The sequence below is a fragment of the Wolbachia endosymbiont (group A) of Opomyza germinationis genome, assembly GCF_964264765.1.
In the GTDB taxonomy this organism is placed as follows: Bacteria; Pseudomonadota; Alphaproteobacteria; order Rickettsiales; family Anaplasmataceae; genus Wolbachia; species Wolbachia pipientis.
In genome coordinates this window covers 889468-911816 of record NZ_OZ183482.1, presented here as the reverse complement: position 1 = coordinate 911816, position 22349 = coordinate 889468, and the positions used below count along the sequence as shown (strand labels likewise).

General features: G+C 35.5%; 21 protein-coding genes. 12 read left to right on the top strand and 9 right to left on the bottom strand.

What is annotated here, in order from left to right:
* The first annotated feature begins 220 nt into the window (after positions 1-220).
* From htpG to hemA, 3 genes are all read left to right on the top strand, one after another.
* On the top strand, positions 221-2116 hold the full coding sequence (gene htpG, locus ACFEL3_RS04465; RefSeq protein WP_095742876.1) for a molecular chaperone HtpG: 1896 nt from the start codon (positions 221-223) through the stop codon (positions 2114-2116).
* A gap of 38 nt (positions 2117-2154) precedes the next feature.
* Complete coding sequence (locus ACFEL3_RS04460) at positions 2155-4920, top strand: hypothetical protein (RefSeq protein ID WP_208571591.1); 2766 nt, start codon at positions 2155-2157, stop codon at positions 4918-4920.
* 64 nt (positions 4921-4984) lie between these two features.
* Positions 4985-6193 (top strand): 5-aminolevulinate synthase, encoded by a 1209-nt coding sequence (gene hemA, locus ACFEL3_RS04455; RefSeq protein WP_006279721.1) that lies wholly within the window; start codon positions 4985-4987, stop codon positions 6191-6193.
* Positions 6194-6311: 118 nt separating this feature from the next.
* Here hemA and ACFEL3_RS04450 read toward each other — a convergent pair whose 3' ends face one another.
* The 4 genes from ACFEL3_RS04450 to ACFEL3_RS04435 all read right to left on the bottom strand — a co-directional run bounded on the left by ACFEL3_RS04450 (position 6312) and on the right by ACFEL3_RS04435 (position 9341).
* Positions 6312-7007, bottom strand: a complete 696-nt coding sequence (locus ACFEL3_RS04450; RefSeq protein ID WP_006279720.1) for an inositol monophosphatase family protein — start codon at positions 7005-7007, stop codon at positions 6312-6314.
* Between the two features lie 8 nt (positions 7008-7015).
* Positions 7016-7582 carry an elongation factor P gene (efp, locus tag ACFEL3_RS04445; protein WP_006279719.1) on the bottom strand — a complete coding sequence of 189 codons (567 nt, stop codon included), beginning with the start codon at positions 7580-7582 and terminating at the stop codon, positions 7016-7018.
* Between the two features lie 62 nt (positions 7583-7644).
* Positions 7645-8151, bottom strand: a complete 507-nt coding sequence (gene rimM, locus ACFEL3_RS04440; RefSeq protein WP_006279718.1) for a ribosome maturation factor RimM — start codon at positions 8149-8151, stop codon at positions 7645-7647.
* A gap of 14 nt (positions 8152-8165) precedes the next feature.
* Complete coding sequence (locus tag ACFEL3_RS04435; RefSeq protein ID WP_010963155.1) at positions 8166-9341, bottom strand: aspartate aminotransferase family protein; 1176 nt, start codon at positions 9339-9341, stop codon at positions 8166-8168.
* Between the two features lie 65 nt (positions 9342-9406).
* On the opposite strand from ACFEL3_RS04435, the gene ACFEL3_RS04430 reads away from it, so the two are divergent.
* The 3 genes from ACFEL3_RS04430 (at position 9407) to recF (ending at position 12605) form a co-directional block, all read left to right on the top strand.
* Positions 9407-10834 carry a sensor histidine kinase gene (locus ACFEL3_RS04430; protein ID WP_038198431.1) on the top strand — a complete coding sequence of 476 codons (1428 nt, stop codon included), beginning with the start codon at positions 9407-9409 and terminating at the stop codon, positions 10832-10834.
* A gap of 189 nt (positions 10835-11023) precedes the next feature.
* The gene (gene bcp, locus ACFEL3_RS04425; RefSeq protein WP_010963157.1) at positions 11024-11491 is read left to right on the top strand and encodes a thioredoxin-dependent thiol peroxidase; all 468 of its coding nucleotides are present in this window, start codon (positions 11024-11026) and stop codon (positions 11489-11491) included.
* Between the two features lie 16 nt (positions 11492-11507).
* The gene (gene recF, locus ACFEL3_RS04420) at positions 11508-12605 is read left to right on the top strand and encodes a DNA replication/repair protein RecF (RefSeq protein WP_138264925.1); all 1098 of its coding nucleotides are present in this window, start codon (positions 11508-11510) and stop codon (positions 12603-12605) included.
* Positions 12606-13272: 667 nt separating this feature from the next.
* Here the strand turns inward: recF and ACFEL3_RS04415 are convergent.
* The 3 genes from ACFEL3_RS04415 to ACFEL3_RS04405 form a co-directional block, all read right to left on the bottom strand.
* Positions 13273-13617 (bottom strand): TrbC/VirB2 family protein, encoded by a 345-nt coding sequence (locus tag ACFEL3_RS04415; RefSeq protein ID WP_038198436.1) that lies wholly within the window; start codon positions 13615-13617, stop codon positions 13273-13275.
* Positions 13618-13833: 216 nt separating this feature from the next.
* Positions 13834-14187, bottom strand: a complete 354-nt coding sequence (locus tag ACFEL3_RS04410; RefSeq protein WP_010081965.1) for a TrbC/VirB2 family protein — start codon at positions 14185-14187, stop codon at positions 13834-13836.
* Between the two features lie 17 nt (positions 14188-14204).
* On the bottom strand, positions 14205-14531 hold the full coding sequence (locus tag ACFEL3_RS04405) for a TrbC/VirB2 family protein (RefSeq protein ID WP_010081966.1): 327 nt from the start codon (positions 14529-14531) through the stop codon (positions 14205-14207).
* Positions 14532-14667: 136 nt separating this feature from the next.
* Between ACFEL3_RS04405 and ACFEL3_RS04400 the strand changes: the two genes are divergently transcribed.
* Together ACFEL3_RS04400 and ACFEL3_RS04395 are read left to right on the top strand one after the other, a co-directional pair.
* Complete coding sequence (locus tag ACFEL3_RS04400) at positions 14668-15483, top strand: YihY/virulence factor BrkB family protein (protein WP_095742838.1); 816 nt, start codon at positions 14668-14670, stop codon at positions 15481-15483.
* On the top strand, positions 15470-16225 hold the full coding sequence (locus ACFEL3_RS04395; RefSeq protein WP_022626173.1) for an SDR family oxidoreductase: 756 nt from the start codon (positions 15470-15472) through the stop codon (positions 16223-16225). Before ACFEL3_RS04400 ends, ACFEL3_RS04395 begins: the two co-directional genes overlap by 14 nt.
* Positions 16226-16349: 124 nt before the next feature.
* On the opposite strand, the gene ACFEL3_RS04390 is transcribed toward ACFEL3_RS04395, so the two are convergent.
* Positions 16350-16490 (bottom strand): hypothetical protein, encoded by a 141-nt coding sequence (locus ACFEL3_RS04390; protein ID WP_186799898.1) that lies wholly within the window; start codon positions 16488-16490, stop codon positions 16350-16352.
* A 171-nt stretch (positions 16491-16661) separates the two neighbouring features.
* Here ACFEL3_RS04390 and carB point away from each other — a divergent pair, with 171 nt between their 5' ends.
* The 4 genes from carB (at position 16662) to ACFEL3_RS04370 (ending at position 21088) form a co-directional block, all read left to right on the top strand.
* A complete protein-coding gene (gene carB, locus ACFEL3_RS04385; RefSeq protein ID WP_138265033.1) occupies positions 16662-20117 on the top strand; it encodes a carbamoyl-phosphate synthase large subunit in 3456 nt (1151 codons plus the stop codon).
* A 164-nt stretch (positions 20118-20281) separates the two neighbouring features.
* Positions 20282-20497, top strand: a complete 216-nt coding sequence (locus tag ACFEL3_RS04380) for a hypothetical protein (RefSeq protein ID WP_080717592.1) — start codon at positions 20282-20284, stop codon at positions 20495-20497.
* Positions 20494-20754 (top strand): IS110 family transposase, encoded by a 261-nt coding sequence (locus tag ACFEL3_RS04375; RefSeq protein ID WP_010082049.1) that lies wholly within the window; start codon positions 20494-20496, stop codon positions 20752-20754. Before ACFEL3_RS04380 ends, ACFEL3_RS04375 begins: the two co-directional genes overlap by 4 nt.
* Positions 20705-21088 carry a hypothetical protein gene (locus tag ACFEL3_RS04370; protein ID WP_227738615.1) on the top strand — a complete coding sequence of 128 codons (384 nt, stop codon included), beginning with the start codon at positions 20705-20707 and terminating at the stop codon, positions 21086-21088. The genes ACFEL3_RS04375 and ACFEL3_RS04370 overlap by 50 nt, the downstream gene beginning before the upstream one ends.
* A 174-nt stretch (positions 21089-21262) precedes the next feature.
* On the opposite strand, the gene ACFEL3_RS04365 is transcribed toward ACFEL3_RS04370, so the two are convergent.
* The gene (locus ACFEL3_RS04365) at positions 21263-22243 is read right to left on the bottom strand and encodes an SGNH/GDSL hydrolase family protein (protein ID WP_010082050.1); all 981 of its coding nucleotides are present in this window, start codon (positions 22241-22243) and stop codon (positions 21263-21265) included.
* Positions 22244-22349: the final 106 nt, after the last annotated feature.

Genomic DNA, 22349 nt, shown 5'->3' with positions numbered 1-22349 from the left:
TAAATAAATAGCTTCAGTTTCATGATAAGGGGGCTGGCGAAGGGTGTCAAGGAAGTTTTTCGTTTCATCCAATGCGCTGCCAAAAGTTTGTTATGCAAGAGATCCCATAAATTGGGTGTCATAATAACTACACCCACATTAATTTTGGTATACGTGACCTTGAAAGATCGTGATTCAATACTTAAATTATTAGGGTAGTAGGCAAATAATGGAGCTCAAAATGCATAATGTACAAGAAACTGAAAATTTAAAATTTGACGCTGAGGTAGGGAAAGTACTGAATATAGTGATTCATTCACTTTACACCAATAAAGACATTTTTCTGCGTGAATTAATATCAAATGCATCAGATGCATGTGATAAGTTGCGCTATGAATCTCAACTAAACCCTAATTTGCTAGATTTGAGTGACGAATTAAAAATCACTATCAGCTCCAATAAAGATAAGAACGAGCTATATATCACTGATAATGGCATTGGAATGAATAGACAGGATTTAATAGACAATCTTGGTACAATTGCAAGCTCTGGTACGCAAAAGTTCTTGGATGCGATTAAGAATAGCAAGGATTCAAGCCAAACTGTGGAGCTGATTGGGAAGTTTGGTGTTGGTTTTTACTCAAGCTTTATGGTTGCATCAGAAGTAATAGTAGAATCGAGAAAAGCTGGAGAAGAGGAGTCTTGGATCTGGCAATCCAAAGGAGATGGGGAATATTCAATCAGCAAGTCAGATAATCAAGTCCCTCGCGGAACCAAAATTACGCTCATTATGCATCCTGAAGAAAACGAGTTTTTAGATAAATTTCGTGTTGAAAATATTGTCACTACTTACTCTGATCACATAAATTTTCCTGTTGAATTTATAGACGAAGAAGGAAAAAGTGAAAAGTTAAACAGTAAGGCTGCAATTTGGACTAAGCCAAAAAATGACGTTACTCAAGAGGAGCACAACGATTTTTTCCGCAGTGTTGCCCACGTTGGCGGGGAGCCCTGGATGATATTGCATAATAAAAATGAAGGTGCAATAGAATATACAAATTTGCTTTATGTTCCTTCTATAAAACCTTTTGATTTATTCCATCCAGATAGACGTTGCTCTGTTAAGTTATATGTAAATAAAGTATTTATCACTGAAGATAATGTACAGATCATACCGCAGTATTTACGTTTCTTGAAAGGTATTGTTGATTCACCGGACTTACCTCTTAATATCAGCAGAGAAACGTTGCAGAATAATCGTGTTGTTGAGCAAATCAGGAAATCCCTCACTAAACGCGCGATATCAGAGCTCGGTAAAAAGGCAAAAGAGAATTTAGAGGAGTACACAAAATTCTGGACCAATTTTGGTGCAGTATTAAAAGAGGGTCTTTGTGAAGCTATGCCAACTGATGAGAGAGAAGCGCTGCTCTCGATTTGCAGATTTCATAGCACTGGTGATGAGAAATTAGTCAGCATTGATGACTATATAAGCAGAATGAAGCCTGAGCAGGAGCATATCTATTATCTCACTGGAAATAGCTTGGATTCAGTGAAAAACAGTCCGCAACTTGAGGGATTCGTCAGTAAAGGACTAGAAGTGCTCCTATTTGTTGATCCAGTTGATGACTTTTGGACTAGTGTAATTCATGAATACAAAGATCAGAAAATCAAGTCTGTAACCCGTGCAGATGTTGATTTGGAAAAATTCTCTTCAGAAGAAGATAAGACAGATGAAGAAAATAAATCGAATGAAGAAAAAACTGAGGAAACTATACTGCAATATTTTACCACAGTGCTTGGAGATTCAGTAAAAAGCGTAAAAATTTCCAAAAAATTGACTGATAGTCCCGTATGCCTAGCGGTTGATGAAGGTGCTATGGATCTTCGCATGGAGCGTTTTTTGCGTGAACAAAAGCAGCTAAATTACCGCACGCCAAAGGTGCTTGAAATTAATACTAAGCATCCTGTAATAAAGAGTATAATGAAATCTTATGCTGAAAGTGGTGAAAACCCAACATTGGAAGACATGATTCATTTATTATTTTACCAAGCTTGCATCGTGGAAGGTGAAGAGATGGATGATGTAAGTCTGTTTGCTAAGAGATTGAATAATTTGCTTGGCAAGATTTCTGTTTAATGCTATACTTAGCTTAGCTGCTAGTTAGGAGGTAAAACATGTTTGGTTCCAATTTTAGAGACTTTGTATCACAGGATACAACTTCACAGGGCCAATCAAATTCTGAAAGATTAATCAAAAGTTGGCATGGTTTTGAAAAACCAGATTCTGAAGATTCAGGTATTGAAGAAGAGTTTGAAGTTTTAGATAGCGAAAGTCAAGAGATACCAGCTACTCCATGTAGCACACCCTCTGAAGATCTAAGTTTAGAGAATGCAATACTTGCAAACTTTCCTGATGGTTGTGATAGGTCGTTTACCGTAGAATCAAAAGATGAAGGTTCATTTGATACCATTCCTAAAAGTTTAACTTTCGCTGAAATAACAAATATCCTAAATCAAGCTATACAAGAAGATAATTGTGAAGAACTAGACAAGGTTGTACAAAATATTGAAGATTATGAAGGCAGGTCTATTACGCTGGATAATGTAAATTTAAAGAGTTTTTGTGAGCAACAACTTAACTTAGATTTACAAGATAGAAGCGATCATCAACATATATACTCAAATGTACTATCACAGTATAAATTTGATCAGGAGAATTTTGAGTGTGATTATTCAGTAAAAGAATTGGTATTATTGGCAATTGCAGCTAATGACAAGCTAGTAGAGCAATATCAGGATTTTCTTTTTGCTGAAGAAAATTTAAGTCTTTTACCTGTACTTGTTGGTGGTCAAAAATATATTGAAGCTTTTATAGAAAAATTCCATGGTACTGATGGAGTTTATGGAAGATTAAAAGGTCAAGCTATACAACTTGTCGAACCTAATAAGATTGACTTTTTCTCAGTTATAGCACTAAGAAAAGAGCAAGAATTACTAGAGACAGTTTTTGTCGAATACGTTTTAAGAGATTTTGGACAGGTGTTAAAAACAAGTAAACCTAATCCTTTGTATGGTGCGCTTGAAACAGCATCTCTGATCAAAAATGAAGAATTCATCACGATAGTGCTAGATGCATTTGAAAGATATATTAATGAGCTAACTAAAAAAGCCTCAACAGAAGAGTTATTAAAAAAGAGCTTTGCTACCTTGTTAGAAACTGCGATAAGCCAGGAACACACATCTGTCATTGAATACCTGTGCAAACGATACACTAATAGTGCAGATCGTGCCATTTACGATGTATATGAACAAGCATTTGCAGATGATAAAGTTATTACAATACTAAGGCAACAAATCCTGAAAAACATAGGAGCTCGTGGCAGAAAAGAAATTTATGATTTAATTCTGAAAACTGCATTGGATGCTGGTAATATTGCATTTATCGAGCACTTGTGTGAAAAATGTGCTAAATGCAGCAATGATGTTATTAATTATCTTGATCATAAATCTAAAAACAACGAGTTTGATGAAATATATGAATCAATTCTGATTGCATTGTCTAATACTGAAAGTCAAGACATTATAGTCAGTGTTCTAGCTCATGTTCAAATTTATCAAAGCATACTCAATAATAAACAGCAAGTAGTCAGGCAAACCATACAAAATATACTGAGAAATGCAATAAAAGAAGCTAGTTATGGAGTTGTTGTACCCTTATGTCAGCATGTTGACCTAAAATTCGCAGCTCTTCAGGCAATATGCAAGGAAGAATTTGAGAAAGCTTTACCAGTAATTGCAGAACAGCTTGAAAAAATAAGTATGGAACTTTCTCCAAGTATGACTCGTAATGAGTATCAAAAAAATAGAGATACTTTGAGTCATCTATATCTAATTAGAAATTTGTTAGAAAGTAGTAAATTAATCAATACTTCCAGTAAAGCAAATATACAGACACAAGCGAATACACAAGTTAATAAAAGAAGCAGCAGTGATAATGCAGTATCACCTGTTATAAAAGGCGATACGGCTGTAGTAAATGAAGAGAATAACAATCAACCAAGCAGTCAAAGAAACCCAAAATCCAAAAGTGCTGGCAGTCAACAGACAGAAAAAAATGTTCTTGCAGGGGAGGAAGAAAATGCTATCTTAAATAACACAGGGGTTTCAACGCAGGAGCCTTTAATTAATAATTTTGAGGAGGGTGAAATCAAAAAAGGCAGCGGAAAAAAAGGTGTTAAGCAACTTGCCAGTCCTGTTAAGAAAAAGATTGATGGACTTATAAGCAAAACCAGTACTAACTCAAGAGAAGAACTCGAAAATATTCTAAAAAGTAACTCTCCTACTCTTGTACTACAATATGTAAAAAATAAAGACGGTCCCTTTAAGGGTAAAGTAGAAGAAATTAAAAAAGAAATTAAAAACCATAATACAAAACAAGGTAATGTTAATATTTCACTGAACAACGATTTGCCAAATTCAGGAGACCAATCTACAAGTTCTAATAATACCGGAAGCAATAGTACACTTACCACAACTCCAGAAATTACGGGTTGTGAAAAGAAGTTGGGGGTAAGTGAAGTTTCTTCGAATGCTGACAATGTGTCTACAATTGGAGGTGTTATTAACAGTAAGGAAAAGCCTGCAGCAGTAGAAAAAACTAGTGCTATAAACAATCAATCAACCTCTATTACTGCAACACAAAATACGCAAAAGAGTAAGTGGCCTACCATAGCTACATGGACGTTAGCAGTAGCTGGAGTTGTTTCAGGAGTAGCTATTGCAGTTTATTTGGAAATGCTAGCTGCAGGAATAGCAGTTGGAGCTTGTTGTCTGGTTGCCGCTGCAATTATATACTGCTGTACACCTAAAAGCCAAGTTGAAAACAACAAGGTTGACAAACCTTTCAACACGGGGAAAGTACCTACTGCCGTACATGTATAATAAATATAGTAGTTTACCATTTAATAATTTATTATAATTATGTTAATTATCGGTAAATAAGGACTTGGTAAACTACGAAGAAATATTCTTGAATAAAATAAAAGATATAAAAGATGAGGGGCGCTACCGTGAATTTACGCACTTTGCGTCATTACCAGGTAGGCTCCCCCACATTATGGACTATGAAAGAAATAGGGAAGTAATAGTCTGGTGCAGTAATAACTATTTGGGAATGTCACAAAATGAGAGTGTAATTGCCGCTATCCAAAATTCATCTGTTGGTGCTGGAGGAACAAGAAATATATCTGGTACAACAAAAGAGGTTGTTGAACTTGAAAAATCCTTAGCTTGTTTGCATAAAAAAGAGGCTGCTTTAACTTTTGCTTGTGGCTACCTCGCTAACCAGACAACACTTAGCACTTTATCGTCTGTTATTCCGGGCGTAGTAATTTTTTCAGACGAGAAGAACCATTCTTCGATGATAGAAGGCATAAAATCAGGAAAAAGGCCAAAACATATATTTAAACACAATGATGTTAATCATCTAGAGCAGTTACTCAAGTCTATAGACAAAAAGACACCAAAAATAATAGCACTTGAATCCGTATATTCAATGGATGGTGATGTAGCTCCGCTTAAAGAAATATGCGACCTGGCAGATCAACATAATGCAATTACCTATTTGGATGAGGTGCACGCAGTTGGCATGTATGGTTCACATGGTGGCGGAATTGCAGAAAGAGAAGGTCTGATGGATAGAATAACCGTTATTCAAGGTACACTATCAAAGGCTTTTGGAGTGATGGGTGGGTATATAGCGTCTTCAAAGAGCTTGGTAGATGTAATAAGAAGTTCCGCTCCAGGATTTATTTTTACCACTGCTATGTCGCCTGTTTTAGCAGCGGCAGCAAAGGCAAGCGTTGAGCACCTAAAATCGAGCAACATTGAAAGGGAAAAGCAAAAGCAAGTCGTTGAAAAAGTAAAAAACTCACTGAGAAATGCAGGAATTAACTTCATTCCAACAGAAACTCATATAATTCCAATAATAATTGGCAACTCAGAGTTATCCAAAAAAGCATCAAAATTATTATTTGATGAGTATGGAATATATGTTCAACATATAAATTACCCGACAGTTCCAAGAGGAACTGAGCGTTTCCGTATTACCCCTACACCTTATCATACCGATGAAATGATAGAGCATTTAACAGAATCTCTTGTAAAAGTTTTCGAAAAGTTGTCTATCTCTGTAGCCTGTTTATGCTATAGCTAGTACAGCCCTACGTCATACCGCGATTTATTCGCGGTATCTCAGCATGAATTCCGCTAACAAGTAGCGGAATGACGAGTTTTACGCTTATCAAATTGTAGGTAAACATAAATTACTTTAGCTATAGTTTTATATCTCCAGCAATGATTAGCCCGTTGTCTTCCGTTAGCCTTCCACCGCTTTCTTGCAGAAAAAGTCTACCGAGCAAGGCTTTATATTTGTTAACTCCAGAGTAAATTATTCCACTGTGCCTTCCTGCCGCAAGGTATGCAAAGCCTAAAATTGTTGAACCTATGGAGCGTACATTACTATTGCCAGGCAGCAATTTATTTAACAAATTACCACTTACATCTATTAGACCCCCTTCACGGCTTTTCACTCGCATTTTTACATGACGAGATCTAAAATCCTCAAGAAAAGCACCTTTCTTTTCTTCTGCCCAAAAAGTTTCTCTAAGAGCCGGAGCATCAATTACAGCTGCCACAACTTTATTTTTATGAATGAGACAGACTGATACTGCAAAATAAACCATGCAACTAGAAAAGTTCTCCCTGCCCTCTATAGGCATAATAAACCAGGTATAAGTGTTATCTTTTACTTCTTGATCAGTATCATCTTCAAAAATAAAACCATAGTCTCGTTTGTAGTCGTGCAAGCAATCGTATATGGTTTGCTTGGATTTTGAATAAGTTTTATTAATAAAGTCTGCTGATTTAACATTAGAAATTTGCAATTCATTAAAATCGCGCATAAGCTGCTTGGAAGCATTACGCACAGAATCAAGCATCACATTAATTCGTGGTGATGAGAGGGACATTCTTCCTTTTACTCTTTCACTCTTTCATAATAGCTGTCACCTGGAGTATATACTACAATTTTATCCTCTTCTTTTATAAATTGAGGCACGTTAACGCGCATTCCGTTTTCCAAAATTGCAGGCTTATAAGAAGCAGTAGCAGTTTGTCCTTTAATAACAGACTCTGTTTCTTTCACAGCAAGTGTAACATAATCAGGCACATGCGCAGAAATTATTTTGTCTTGATAAGCTACAACTTTAATTTTCATGTTATCCTGTAAATAAATTTTTTTTTCTCCCAATAAGTCCAAATTTATAGTGATTTGCTCGTAATTACTTGGATGCATAAGATTTACAATGTTTCCTTCAGTGAAAAGGTAAACATATTCCTCTTCATCTAAAATTGCCCTTCTGATTGTTGCATCAGAACGAAATCTTTCATAGTGTTTTGCTCCGGTTTTGATGTTTTTCATTTCGGCTTGTATGTATGCACCACCTTTACCAGGTTGAGTATGCATAATACCTACAACCAAAAATAATCCGCCGTTATGTTCCAACACCTGACCTGGTCTGATATCGTTAGCTCTTTCTGCCATAATTACATTTTCAATTTGATCTTATAATTATAAATAGCTTTATATAAATATCAAAGTCTTTATTAGTCAATAAATTCTGGTATATTTAATACTATATACCTCCCCTTTATATTTATATGTGGAAATATCTCTTTAGTGAAAGACAGCATAATACGTTTTTTTGTGCTGATAACTAAAATTTCTAATATATCCCCTGAGCCGAAATTATACACAGATTTTACATAGCCATATAATTCATTACTTTTCAGCCTTACTTCCATATCTACAAGGTCACTTTGGTAAAATTCATCCTCATCATTTAGCTCTGGTAACTTGCTTCTTTCTATATATAGCTTCTTATTCCTTAAAAGCTCTGCTTCATTACGGGAATTTACTCCGCTTATTGTAGCTATTACTAAATTATCACCTATGACGGATACTGAGTCTATTTTATAATTCTCATCACCACTTATTAGCTTACCATATAAGGAGATATTTTCAGGCTTTTCAGTAAAGGTTTTTACTTTAACAGCTCCTTTAATTCCGTGAGGAGAGGTAATAATTCCTAAGCATACCAGATTGTCGTTCATATTAATGCAAGTATCTAATCAGAAGATTTCTCAGATAAATATTGAGTCAAAATCTCGATGCCTTCATCAATCTCTTTTTCAGTGATAATGAGTGGAGGTAAAATTCTCACAACGTTATCTGATGTTACCCCAACAGTAAGCAAGCCGCGATGACTTAACTCTTCTGCAAACTTTTGATTGTCTGCTTTCACTTTTATTCCAAGCATTAACCCTTTCCCTCTTACTTCCTCTATTATTGGAAATTTACTTGCTAAGTCTTCTAGTTTATTTTTTAAGTATTTACCTCTAATTTCAACATTTTTCAAAAAGCCGGGGCTGAGCAATTCTTCGAGCACAGCATTACCTACTGAGGTTGCAAGCGGATTGCCACCAAAAGTGGAACCGTGCATACCGACCGCCATATATTTAGCAGCATTTTCAGTTGCAAGACAAGCCCCCAGCGGAAACCCCCCGCCTATTCCCTTTGCAAGAGCACATATATCAGGTTCCACTCCTATATGTTCGTATGCGAATAATTTTCCTGTCCTACCAGCACCGCATTGTACGCAATCAAAAAATAACAATATGTCATTTTCATCACACAGCCTTCTTAGTTCTTTCATAAAGACTTCATTCATTACTTTGATACCACCTTGCCCTTGTATTGGTTCTATTAATATAACGCCTATACCACTTGAAATTGCTTTCTTTACGCTCTCAATATTGGGCTCGATGTTATCACACCAATCAATGTAGGGATTTAGTAATTCAGAAAATTTCTGTTTATCGTTTGTAGCACAAGTTAAAAAGGTTCTTCCATGAAATGCACCATGAAATGTTAAAATTCTGTGACGATTTTTATTGCCTTTTCCATTTTGATAGATCCTAGCAATCTTAAGTCCACATTCTACTGCCTCTGATCCAGAATTTGAGAAAAATACAGTGTCAGCGAAACTATTGTTTATTAATTTTTCTGCAAAATTATTGGCAGCAGGTATATTATAGGTATTTGATATATGCCATAATTTTTCTCCTTGCAATTTAAGAGCACTAATTAATCGCGAATTAGTGTGACCTAAGCTACTAACGGCTATTCCGGAGTGAAAATCTACGTAGCGCTCACCATCAACATCATATAGGTAGATACCTTTGCCATGAGAAAAATTTATATTAACAGGAGAATAAACTGGCAAAATAGGAGAAATTGTCATAAAATATTATATGCTAAATTTTATTATTAATAACATAAAAACCGTTGTTTCACAATAAGAAGGATATGTATAAGCTAGGTAAATTGATGTTTTCTGCGTTGAAGAAAAACAAATACACAAAAGTTATTGTATTACTCTCATCGATCTTTATGATTTTATTCAGTGTGATATATTGTAATCATTTACTAAGGAGTAATTTCCTTTCTTCTTACCGTGATTCAAGTGTAAACTTAAAAAGCGTACTGGAAAATGGCATAATAAAAAAATACCATTATTTACTAATAGAAAAGCATCACATTAAATACAAAAATTTTGACTACATAAACCAACTAGTAAAACTACGTGCTGAATTATTACAATCAGTGAGCAAAGTAAAGGATTTCAGCTTAATACTGTATGATCAAAACGGCAGAATAATATTCAGTAATTTTAACACTCAAGATTATGATTATGAACAGTTACTTACAAACGATGAAATTGATAAACTATTAAGTAACCAAGAAATATTTTATACTACAGGAAATACATTAACTTCTATTTTCCCTATATTCCATGAAAATAGCGTTAAACCGTCGTTTTTTTTGAAGATTCTTCGAAACTACAATAATTCTTATGTTATAGCATATGGCCTGTTTTTAACATTTTTGGGCCTATTATTAATAATCTTAATATTAATAATGTTCTATTTGCACTTTTCTAATACCCAAATGCTAGCCAAGCAACATAAAACTAACATTGAATTACAGCAGATAAAAGAGACATTAGAGCAAGAAAATGCAAACAAGCTAAAGTTTTTTGCAAGCGTTACACATGAATTACGCACACCTCTTAATGCTATTATTGGATTTGCAGAGTTGATCAAAAATGAAACTTTAGGTTCAATGGATAACTCTCAATACAAGGAGTATGCAGACGATATATATAATGCAGGGACACACTTACTTGCCTTAATTAATGATGTGTTAGATTTTTCAAAAGCTGAATCAAGTAGTTTAACAGTAGAAAAAGTGAAGTTTAACCTGAACAAAATAATAGATTCATGTGTAAATATGCTATTGCCTAAATTAAAAGAAGCCGGGATTAATTTAAAAAAAGAGATGACTAATAAACAATTATTAGTCATTGCAGATCCCAAGAGAATGAAACAAGTTATAATAAATTTATTATCAAACTCAATCAAGTTTACTCCCAAAGATGGTTTAATAAGAATGGTGATAAAAGAAAATATAGAAAAAAACTTATTAACTATTGAGTTTCATGACAATGGAATAGGAATAATGCAGCAGGACATATATAAAGTTATGTCTGTTTTTGGCCAAGCAGATTCGGGGTATAGAAACGAAGGTACGGGCATCGGATTGCCGCTAAGCAAGAAATTAGTAGAGTTAATGGGTGGAACTTTTGACATTAAAAGTGAAGCAAAACTTGGTACTACGATAACATTGAACTTCTTTTATGAAGAACAAACATGTGAAGATTCGATTGATTTTTAATAGGATCTATTTGATATGGCCTTACATCAGACGAAAACCACACTTTATCAAGAGCGGCAAGCCGAGAAGGTAGGCAGAAATTCATCAATAAGCCCCCATCAAGAATCTTATCTGTTAGCTATATATAAAATTTGATACTCTGACTACAATATACTACTATAGATGGAAGTGTTATTAATGGAGCAAGGTATGGAATTAGCAGTAGGAAATAATGCACCCGATTTTAGCTTGCCAGCAGATTCTGGTGAAAATTTATCACTGAGTGAATTTTTTGATAAAAAAAATGTAGTTCTTTATTTTTATCCTAAAGACGATACTCCGGGTTGTACAATGGAGGCAAAAGGCTTTAGAGATAAAATAGATGATTTTTCTTTCCTTGACACAGTGATAATTGGTGTATCAAAAGATAGTGTTAAGTGTCACACTAACTTCAAAGCAAAATATTCTCTGCCGTTTTCTTTAGTTTCTGATGAGAATGCTGAAATGTTGGGAAAATATGGTGTTTGGGTAGAGAAAAGTATGTTTGGCAAAAAGTATATGGGAATAGAACGCACTACTTTTTTAATAGATAAAAAAGGTAAAATAGTGAAGATCTGGAAAAATGTAAAAGTTAGTGGACATGTTGATGAGGTTCTGGAAGAAGTAAAGAGAATATAAACTAAAGAATAGGTTAATGGCTACCCATTGCTACATAAAAAAGCTGAAATTACATAATTTTCGTAGCCACTCAAACTTTGAACTGGATTCAGATGATAGCTCAGTTGTAATAACTGGCAAAAACGGTATTGGTAAAACTAATATACTTGAAGCAATCTCGTTGCTTGCTAAAAGCAATGGAATGAAAAAAGCAAAAGCCAGTGAGATACAAAATAGATTCAGTAATGAAGATTGGGTAGTGCACTATGATTTTTTTAATGGAATGGATTTTAATTCAATTGGTATCGCAAAGAGTTTTGATAAGAAACTAATACAAATTGATGGAAAAACGCAATCGAGTTATTCATCTTTGTATAAGATATCCAATGTAATATGGCTGATTCCACAAATGGACTATGTTCTTCTTAATTCTCCAAGTGACAGATTAAAATTTTTAGACCGTATAGTCTCACTGTTTGAGGAAAATTACACTTGCTGCTACATGAAACACAGAAAAGCTAAACGTGAGCGAAGTAAACTGTTGAGAGAGAACACCTTGGACGAAAATTGGCTCTCTAGTCTTGAAAACATAATGGCCGTTAATGCAGTTAGTATTTTACGTATGCGATCGTCTGTTTTAAAGACACTACAAGACACAATTGATAACCATTCCAGTGAGTTTTTTCCGAAGGCAAGTTTGAAATTCAGCAGCCAGCTAACTTTGGACGATACTGCAGAATATTTTCAGAATCGTCTAAAGGAAAACAGAGAAAAAGATTCATTGACTGGTAGAGTAACCTTTGGTGTGCATAACGATAATTTTCGGGTTTTTTGTCAAAAAAGAAACGTACCAATAAATCTGTGCTCCACTGGAGAACAAAAGTTATTACTGCTTTCTATTATTTTATCCAGTGTAAAAGCAAGGTGTATTCATTACAATAAGGCACCACTTCTTCTACTTGATGATATAATGTCTCATCTGGATAAACATTACAGAAAGGCGTTAATGGAGGAAGTGTTAAGTATTCAATGTCAAACTTGGATAACTGATGTAAATCAAGATAATTTCAATAGCTATCTTTATTCTTTCAAGTTTTTTGAATTATCAAATGAATTAAATGCAAAACTTCCTTGACAAACCTCGCCAGCCCCCTTATCATGATACTGAAGGTATTCAGTTATCTTCATCTGTGCAGATTAAACAGCAAGAAAACAACGTAGTTGGCGTCTTATTTTTAATTTTTTGCACTATGTGCACCTTATGTCTTCACAACATTTCTGGGTTTTTACCTATATAAGCTGAAACGCGCTTATAAGTCGTTTAAGACAGTATAGTACGCCGATTTTGCAGGATTAGAGAGTGACAACTAGCTAACACGGGGTTTCTTTTGCCTTTTTTTCTGCTTAGTAAATTTCTTAAACATTCAAACTAAGGTGAGTTGCATTCAAAAGCAGCTAAATTGCAGTGTTTAAGACTTAAAAAACGCCAATACTGAAAATAGACAATGACCAGGGCTTCTTTTGCCTTTTTTTTCGTTTGGTAAATTTCTTAAATATTTATGACTAAACGACAACCGTCATCCCGCTACTTGTTAGCGGCTGAGATACCGCGAATGAATCGCGGTATGACGGTTCGCGGTGACATGACGATCAGCCTTGTCATTCTAGCGCGTGGCGCTGGAATCCAGACTTTAACTGATATGATTACAGAAAGAGAATTTATTAGGTAGTTATAGACACTGAAAGTGGTAAAACTTACCACTTTCAAGTAAAGAAAACTACGTTTACGCCTTCTATAATTTCTATGGATTATTCACTACTGCACCGTCTTCACAAATCACACCTCCTGGTGTTATTTTTGAAACGACTACAGGAGCGCCAAAAAACACAGCAGTAAATGCACCGAGTGCAAAAAGCGCTGGCCATGGCATTCTGCCAAATATCGCAAGCAAAGCTGCACCTATTATCACTATTGTGATCATCGGCCCACCTATGCCGTGAGTATAGCCTATTATCTTGCATATCACTGATGATGTTATATCACTTTCATCAACAAAAACGGTGTTGGTGGTGCCACCACTAGTATTAGCATTTGCATCAAACGCAAAGGAGAGAATTAACGCCACAAGTAGAAGAAAATTTTTCATTACGCCTCCTATAATTTCTGTTTCATGTTTGATTATCTATCGCTTTGATTAAATTTAAGTAAATGGTGAGGGTTCTAGTAAATTTGTCATCCTATCAGTTTATAAAAATTCCCGGATCTCAGTGTTATTCACTTGGACAACATTTATACAATTGTGGAATAATGGTGCTCCTTTAAGGAGCACCATTTAGCTAATGTTTTTCTGAAATTTTAGTGCCTAGTTGCATGTATTTGTTGTTGCATTCCATACTTTACCATCAGGGCAAGCAGTTGCACCATTTTTACAAATCACACCGCCTGGTACTATTTTTGAAACAACTACAGGCGCACCAAAAAACACAGCAGTAAATGCACCGAGTGCAAAAAGCGCTGGCCACGGCATTCTGCCAAATATTGCAAGCAATGCTGCACCAATTATTACTATTGTGATCATCGGTCCACCTATGCCGTGAGTATAGCCTACTATTTTGCATATTGTATTTGACGTTGCGTCATCAGTAACACTGCTAGCAAAAGCATTATCAAATGCAAAGAAGAGAATTAACGCCACTAGTAGAAGAAAATTTTTCATTATGCCTCCAATAATTTCTATGGCTTATTCGCTACTGCACCGTTTTGACAAATCACACCTCCTGGTGTTATTTTTGAAACGACTACAGGAGCGCCAAAAAACACAGCAGTAAATGCACCGAGTGCAAAAAGCGCTGGCCACGGCATTCTGCCGAATATTGCAAGCAACGCTGCACCTATTATCACTATTGTGATCATTGGTCCACCTATGCCATGAGTATAGCCTATTATCTTGCATATCACCGATGATGTTGTATCATTTGTATCAACAAAAGTAGTAGGAGGAGCATTTGCATCAAATGCAAAGGAGAGAATTAATGCCACAAGTAGAAGAAAATTTTTCATTATGCCTCCGATAATTTCTATTTAATGCTGGATTATCTACCATTTTGATTAAATTTAAGTAAATGGTGAGGATTTTTTTGCTTAAAAGTATCCTTTATTTCATTTAGAATACTTTTCTTGGTTCGTTTATATTACAGTGCCACAGAAATTTTACAGCATCGTTTATTGTCTTTATCGTGCTTTGATTGACACAATTTATAATGATGGAGTGGAGCATGCAGGGTATTTATCATTTTTAATTCTGTTATCAATATTTCCTTTTCTCATCGTTTTAATGGCTGTGGCGTCAACATTTGCAAATTTTTTAGACCAGTACAACATTGGCTGGGTATTTATCATTGATAACATGCCACAGGATATTTTATCATCTTTGATGCCGCGTATTAGGGAGATAATATCAGGCCCGCCGCAAAGCTTACTAACTTTAGCAATTGTAGGTGCTGTTTGGACCGCTTCATCGACAATTGAAGGGCTTAGAACAATACTCAATAAGGCCTATAAAGTTCCGGTTTCGCCGCCTTATATATTAAGAAGAGTACTAAGTATATTACAATTTTTAGTAATCACGCTTATTATAACTCTAACTATAGTGTTTTCTACACTAGTACCAATGCTAATTGATTTTTCCTATCAGGGACTAAGTTATACTAGGTATTTACTTATTGAATTTGTACTTTTCACAGTAGTCTCTTGGCTATATTTTATGTTGCCAAACATAAAACAAAATTTATCAGACGTATTTCCTGGATCTTGTGTAGCTGTTATTCTTTGGACGATTTCTGCTTCAGCTTTTAAGCAATACTTAAAAGCTTCCTTTGACCAACTGGATTTGATATATGGAAGTTTAGGTGGTGTGGTAGTGTCATTACTATTTTTTTATATGCTAAGTTTGATTTTTATATATGGAGCAAAATTCAATTTTCAGCTAAAATATTTCAATGAATCTCGCTAAGGAGAAAGAAATGGGTAAGTTAGAAGGTAAAGTAGCTTTAATCACCGGAGCTTCAGGTGGAGTAGGCTCTGCTGTTGCAAAAAGGTTTATAAGAGAAGGTGCATGTGTGATTCTGATTTCAAGATCTCTTGATAATCTCAAGCCACTATATAATGAAATTGAAGAGCTTGAAGAATTTAAAGAAGGCTCTGTGAAACTAATTCAGCTTGATCTTTTAGACTTTGAGAATGTAAAGATACTGACAAACATGATAGAAAGCCTGAAATTATCAGAATCTGGAGCACTTGATATATTAGTTGCGTGTGCTGGAATTTTAGGCAAACTGAACCCCATTCATGACTGTGAGATTGAAGAGCTACAGAACGTAATGAATACAAATTTTACTGCCAATTGGTACTTACTAAAAAACTTAGATCCAATGCTAAAAAAGTCTAATGCTGGAAGAGCGATATTCATGACCTCAGAAGTGACACTTTCTCCTTCCTCTTATCCATATTGGATGCCGTATGCTGCAAGTAAAGTTGCACTAGAAATAATGGTGCAGATATATGCATCTGAGACAAAACATACAAAATTATGTGTAAATGCTGTATACACGGAAGGACCTGTGGGTAGTGAGCAGGCATTTCCTGGATCTGAATTGGTGTCACCTGATAAACTAACAGATAAATTTGTGGAATTAGCTTCTGAAGACTGCAGCATATCAGGAAAAATCTTACCGCTCAGCAAATCTCCCGAATAAATTACCATAGTATCTGCAAAGATACCGTTAAGCCCACAATTGTATGAACATTGTGATTTGAGAGTAATCTCCACTAGGAAGGATGTCATCCCAGTGCCTCTATGGTGTCATTCCAGTCTGGAATCTAGTCTTTATTATGCAGCCACTTATTTAAAGTTAAGTTTTCTGGATCCCAGACTGGGATGACACCTCTGGGCACTGCCGTCATAAAGGAACCAGTGTCAGCTACTTGAATGACATCATTTGCTGTGCAATTTACCTTCAAAAATGAATGTTTGTACAGCTGTGTGTCAAGCACTGGAATCTGCCACGCAAATTGCAATGTTCGTACAGTTATGCGTCAAGCCTAAAAGTAATTAGCTAATAGGTTTAATAAAAATTCACATATACAGGAAAGATTGGTAACATTACTTGAATAGAGACCGTTATTGTAATTATGCCGAAACGCACAGATATAGAATCTATATTAGTAATAGGAGCAGGCCCAATAGTTATAGGTCAGGCATGCGAGTTTGATTATTCCGGAACGCAAAGCTGTAAAGTATTAAAAAGCGAAGGTTATAAAGTCATTTTGGTTAACTCCAACCCCGCAACTATAATGACAGATCCTGAGTTTTCTGATGCGACGTATATTGAGCCGGTACTGCCTGAAATCATAGAGAAAATTATAATTAAGGAGAGGCCAGACGCAATATTGCCAACAATGGGCGGGCAAACAGCGCTCAATTGTGCAATAAAACTTGCAGATGATGGAGTGTTAGACAAATACAACGTAGAATTAATAGGGGTAAATAGAGAAGCAATAAAAAAAGCAGAGGATAGAGAGTTATTCCGTCAGTCCATGGATAGAATAGGACTGAAATACCCCAAAAGTATCATTATAAAAAATCAAGAACAAATAAAAAAGGCTTTGGATTACGTTGGATTACCAGCAATCATTCGTTCATCATTCACTCTTGGTGGTGCAGGTAGTGGCATAGCATATAATAAAGAGGAGTTTTTCAATATCGCAGAAAGTGCTCTCAAAATTTCGCCAATAAATGAAGTTCAGATAGATGAATCAATTATCGGCTGGAAAGAGTATGAAATGGAAGTTATCCGCGATTGTAAAGATAACTGCATAATAGTCTGTTCGATAGAAAATGTTGATCCGATGGGAGTGCACACCGGAGATAGTATTACGGTTGCTCCTGCTTTGACTCTGCGTGACGTAGAATACCAACAGATGAGAAATGCATCTATAGCAGTGCTGAGAGAAATTGATGTTAGTGCCGGTGGTGCAAATGTTCAATTTGCAGTGAATCCTAAAGAAGATGGAAGCCTCGTTGTGATTGAGATGAATCCAAGGGTTTCTCGCTCTTCTGCACTTGCTTCGAAAGCAACAGGCTATCCTATTGCAAAAGTTGTAACTAAACTTGCTATTGGCTATTCGCTCGACGAAATACGTAACGACTGTGCTCCAATAATACCAGCAGCATTCGAACCAGTGATTGATTATATCGTCACTAAAATTCCTCGATTTGAGTTTGAGAAATTTAAGGGGACGAATTGTGAATTATCAACCTCCATGAAATCAGTGGGAGAAGTGATGTCTATAGGCCGCACTTTTAATGAGTCACTACAGAAAGCTTTCCGTTCACTTGAAACTGATTTTACAGGACTTGATGAAGTATTTCCTGAGAACATTGATATTGATCACATAAAATCTCAATTAGCAAAATTGCTACCAAACAGATTACTGATTGCTGCTGACGCAATGCGCCACGGAATTAGCATAGAAGAAATAAATTCGATTACAGGATATGACTTATGGTTTCTGCAAAATATACAGCAAATTATATTAACTGAACAAAAAATCAAGGAAAATGGATTTCCTGGAACTGCGTACGAAATGTTAGAGCTGAAAAAAATGGGATTTTCAGATGCAAGATTAGCAAAGTTAAGTAATAGACCTACCTCTGTCATTCCAGTACCCTCTAATGTCATCCCAGTGCGTGACACTGGGATCCAGCCAGCGTTACACGCTGGAGATCGAGTAAAACAAATCGAAGAAATAAGAAAAAAATTTGGCATTAAACAAGTTTATAAACGCGTAGACACCTGTGCAGCTGAATTTGAATCGAGCACTGCTTATATGTATGGCTGCTATGAGGGTGATGTTGAAAATAAAACGGAATGTGAGGCGAATATTTCTGACCGAGAAAAGGTTGTCATTTTAGGAAGTGGTCCAAATCGCATTGGTCAAGGTATTGAGTTTGATTATGCATGCGTACATGCAGCTTCTGCCGCCAAAGAAATGGGGTATGAAACAATAATGATCAACTGTAATCCCGAAACTGTCTCAACTGACTACGATACCGCTGATCGTTTATATTTTGCACCACTCATTGCAGAGGATGTGCTTGAAATACTAAGTAAAGAGCAAGAAAATGGCACACTGGTTGGTGTAATAGTTCAAATAGGCGGTCAAACACCTTTAAAGTTAGCCAAAGTGCTTAACGAGAGAGGTTTCAAAATTCTGGGAACTTCGTTTGATTCTATTGACCTTGCAGAAGATCGCATGAGGTTTAAAAACCTTGCTTTGCAACTTAATTTAAAACAACCTGAAAATTCTATCTGCCATTCAGTAGAAGAAGCGTTAACCAACGCAGAAAAGGTGGGGTTTCCACTAGTAGTCAGGCCATCATATGTCCTCGGCGGTCAGTCTATGTCGATTAGACACGATACTCAGAGCTTTAAAGAGTACGTCTTAGATCAAACTAAAATCTTTGAGCATGGTTCGCTGCTTCTTGATAAATTTTTAGTCAATGCAGTTGAGGTTGACGTTGATGCTGTATGTGATGGGGAAAAAGTTTTCATTGCAGCGGTCATGGAGCATATTGAAGAAGCTGGTATCCACTCTGGTGATTCAACATGCTCAATACCGACAAATACATTGAGTGACGAAGTAATAAAAGAGATCGAGCTCCAAACTGAGAGAATAGCATTAGCATTAAAAGTGAAAGGTCTGATAAACATTCAGTTTGCTGTTCAAGAGAATAGACCTCTTGCAGAACCTGTTTGTGATGAGAAATCTTTAGGAAAAGTGCAGATGAGCACCACAGAATACTCGAATGTATTTGAGGAGCGCAGACAAGCTTTGACGACAAAATTGCCTTCAGAAATCGAGTTATGCAAGAGGTCTAGTGATGTATACATACTTGAAGTGAATTTAAGGGCTAGTCGAACCGTTCCTTTTATTTCCAAGGTAATCAATATTCCTATTGCAAAGCTTGCCACTCAGGTTATTTTGGGTAAAAAATTGAATCAGGAAAACAAGCCTTTCAATCATTTTGCAGTTAAAGCTGCTGTTTTTCCATTTACCCGCTTTGCAGGAGTTGATACTTTACTTGGTCCTGAAATGAAATCAACAGGAGAAGTGATGGGAATTGACTCATCATTTGAAGCTGCACTTGCAAAAACGCACATGGCTGCAGGATACAAGTTACCAACAGAAGGAACAGCTCTGGTTTCAGTAAAAGATGATGATAAAAAGTATATATTGCCAGTTGCACGAATGTTGAAAGAACTGAGTTTTGAAATATATGCCACCAAAGGCACAGCTTCGTATCTGAACAATAACGGCATTGCTGCACAAGCTGTAAATAAAGTAAGAGAAGGCAGACCCCACATAGTTGATATGCTCAAAGATGGAAAAATAAATCTAGTGATTAATACTTCAAAAGGTGTAAAGTCAGTCTCAGACAGCAAAGATATCAGGAGAACTGCTATTTTGCAAAATATAGCTTACAGCACCACAGCTTCCGGAAGTAAAGCGTTAGTGCTTGCAATTCAATATGTAAAGAATAGCAAACTGGAAGTGAAATCATTACAGCAGATACAAAACGTTTAAATATCAAAACTAGAATAATTCACTCTCAAAATGCTAAAGAGAACATAATAAAAAGATGGAAATTTTGAAGGAAATAGTATACCTAAAGAATCAACTAGCGTAATTGAACAGCCAAATGCTGCAACGAATGCTCCACAATCTCACCTAGAGGACACTTCCCTTATATGTTAAGAACAAGTCTTTATAAATATCAAAGTAGTGAGATTAAAGACACACAGAGAAGAGGAATCGTCACGCCCCTTGATTATAAGAATCGTTGTTCAGCAAGGTTCTCTTCTCTGGTTTATTATACTGAAAGTTCCGAACAACTGATTGAGCTTTTAGGCTCGTATATAAGGCTGGAAAATGCAGTATATGTTATTATTACGGAGGAATTATGAATTCATCAAACATTATTGCTGGCATTGATGTTAGCAAAAGTAAATTAGATCTCCACATTCACCCACTTGAGCATTATAAAATATTTGAAAACAATGTACAATCCATTGATGAAATGCTGGACTTTTTACGTTTGCATAATGTAACCAAAATTGGTCTTGAGGCAACTGGTGGATACGAAAAATTATGTGCCTATACTTTACTAAGCAATGGTTTTGAGGTGTACGTCATTCAACCAAGGTGGGAGAGACTATGCTAAAAGCCTTGGTATTACTACAAAAACTGATAAAATAGACTGCAGTATCATCTCACGTTATATTAATAATACAGATATGCGTGTTACTCCTTTAACAGTTAGTAATGGTAATATTGATTGCTTGAAACAAAAATTATCTCGTAGAAACCAACTTGTAGAAATAGCAAAAATACAAAAAACCCAAATCCAACAGGTAACTGATACATCTATAATCAAACAAATAGAGGAACTTCTTGCAATTTTACGTAATCAAATTAAAACTTTAGAAGATGAAATGATTACATTTATCGATCAAAACCAAGAGCTTAAAAGAAAATATATATCAATAACTATATAGTAGCGGGATGACGGTTTTTCAAATTATCGGTAAATCTAAGTCAGTTTAGCTATAGGCAGCAATTTTCTGTATTTATTTTAAATTGAAGAAAGCTCAAATGAAAGATCGTGTTTTGCTAAAAATCACAGAATGCAGTCTGGTTACTATTTAAAAGGATATGTTCAAAAAACTGTGTCAAATCAACTCATACACTTCATTACCAACTTCATGATGAAGTTCCGCAGTTGGATGGAAATAATCAAAAAAGAAATAATCCTTTAGTGTTTCTTTGCTACACCCAGGGTTATAGTGAACGTCAAGTTCCCCTTTAAATATCAACTTTAAGAGTATTTTTATATTTTCTTTAAATCTCCCAACTTGGTCTGCAATGTTCGATGTGCATGCATCTTGACAATTTAAACCTTTGCTCTTGTATTCGCTAAACATACTTCTCATTTTAGAGTTAAGATCAAATGCTTTTATTTCAAGATTTGTACTTTTCTTCATATAATCTAAGCCTTTAGCCAGTTTTGCATTGAAACTCTCCGTGAGCTTTGTAGCTAGTTCCCTTGCTTCTTCATCTCTATTAAAAGCTGGTATTGAGCCAACTTCAGGTGCATTTGCAACAACTACATGCTTAACACCATGTTCATTTAGAACCTTAAGTGCATTACATATTTCACTCACTGCTTGTTCCAACACTTCTTCCGCTTTAGTATCGTCATAAGCAGTGGCAACCATAACATCATTTCCGCCGATTATGATGCAAAATAAATCTTCTTTACCTATATCTGGATGATGTTTAATTACCGCATCTAGCTGGTTAGCTAAACGAAATTTATTGAAGAAATAAGAAAAAATAGGGTCAAAAATTTCAGATGCTGTTGCATATGAAACTGCGTAATTCTGACCTTGCTGTTCGTGGCATCTCCCAAAAAATGAATAACTCCACCCAGGTTTAAATTCATCTAAATCTAAATATTTTGCTATATATTCAACAGCAGTAGGGCCATTGCTAAAAGATCTTCCTTGATAAAAAGGATCATCAAATTTTACGCTTTTTGCAAAGGATAAATTATTTAAAATTCCAATGATTGCGCCATTATCGGATAAGCTATCACCCAGAACATAAAAATTTCTATACTTTGAATTAGAATTGTCATTTTTGTTTGTCATAATATTTACCGTAGATTAGCATGTTGTTTCATTAGATTCATAGAAAAAGAAAAATAGCGGTGAAATTATACAACTTTGGCCTAACTTGCTCTCCACTTTTTCCGGG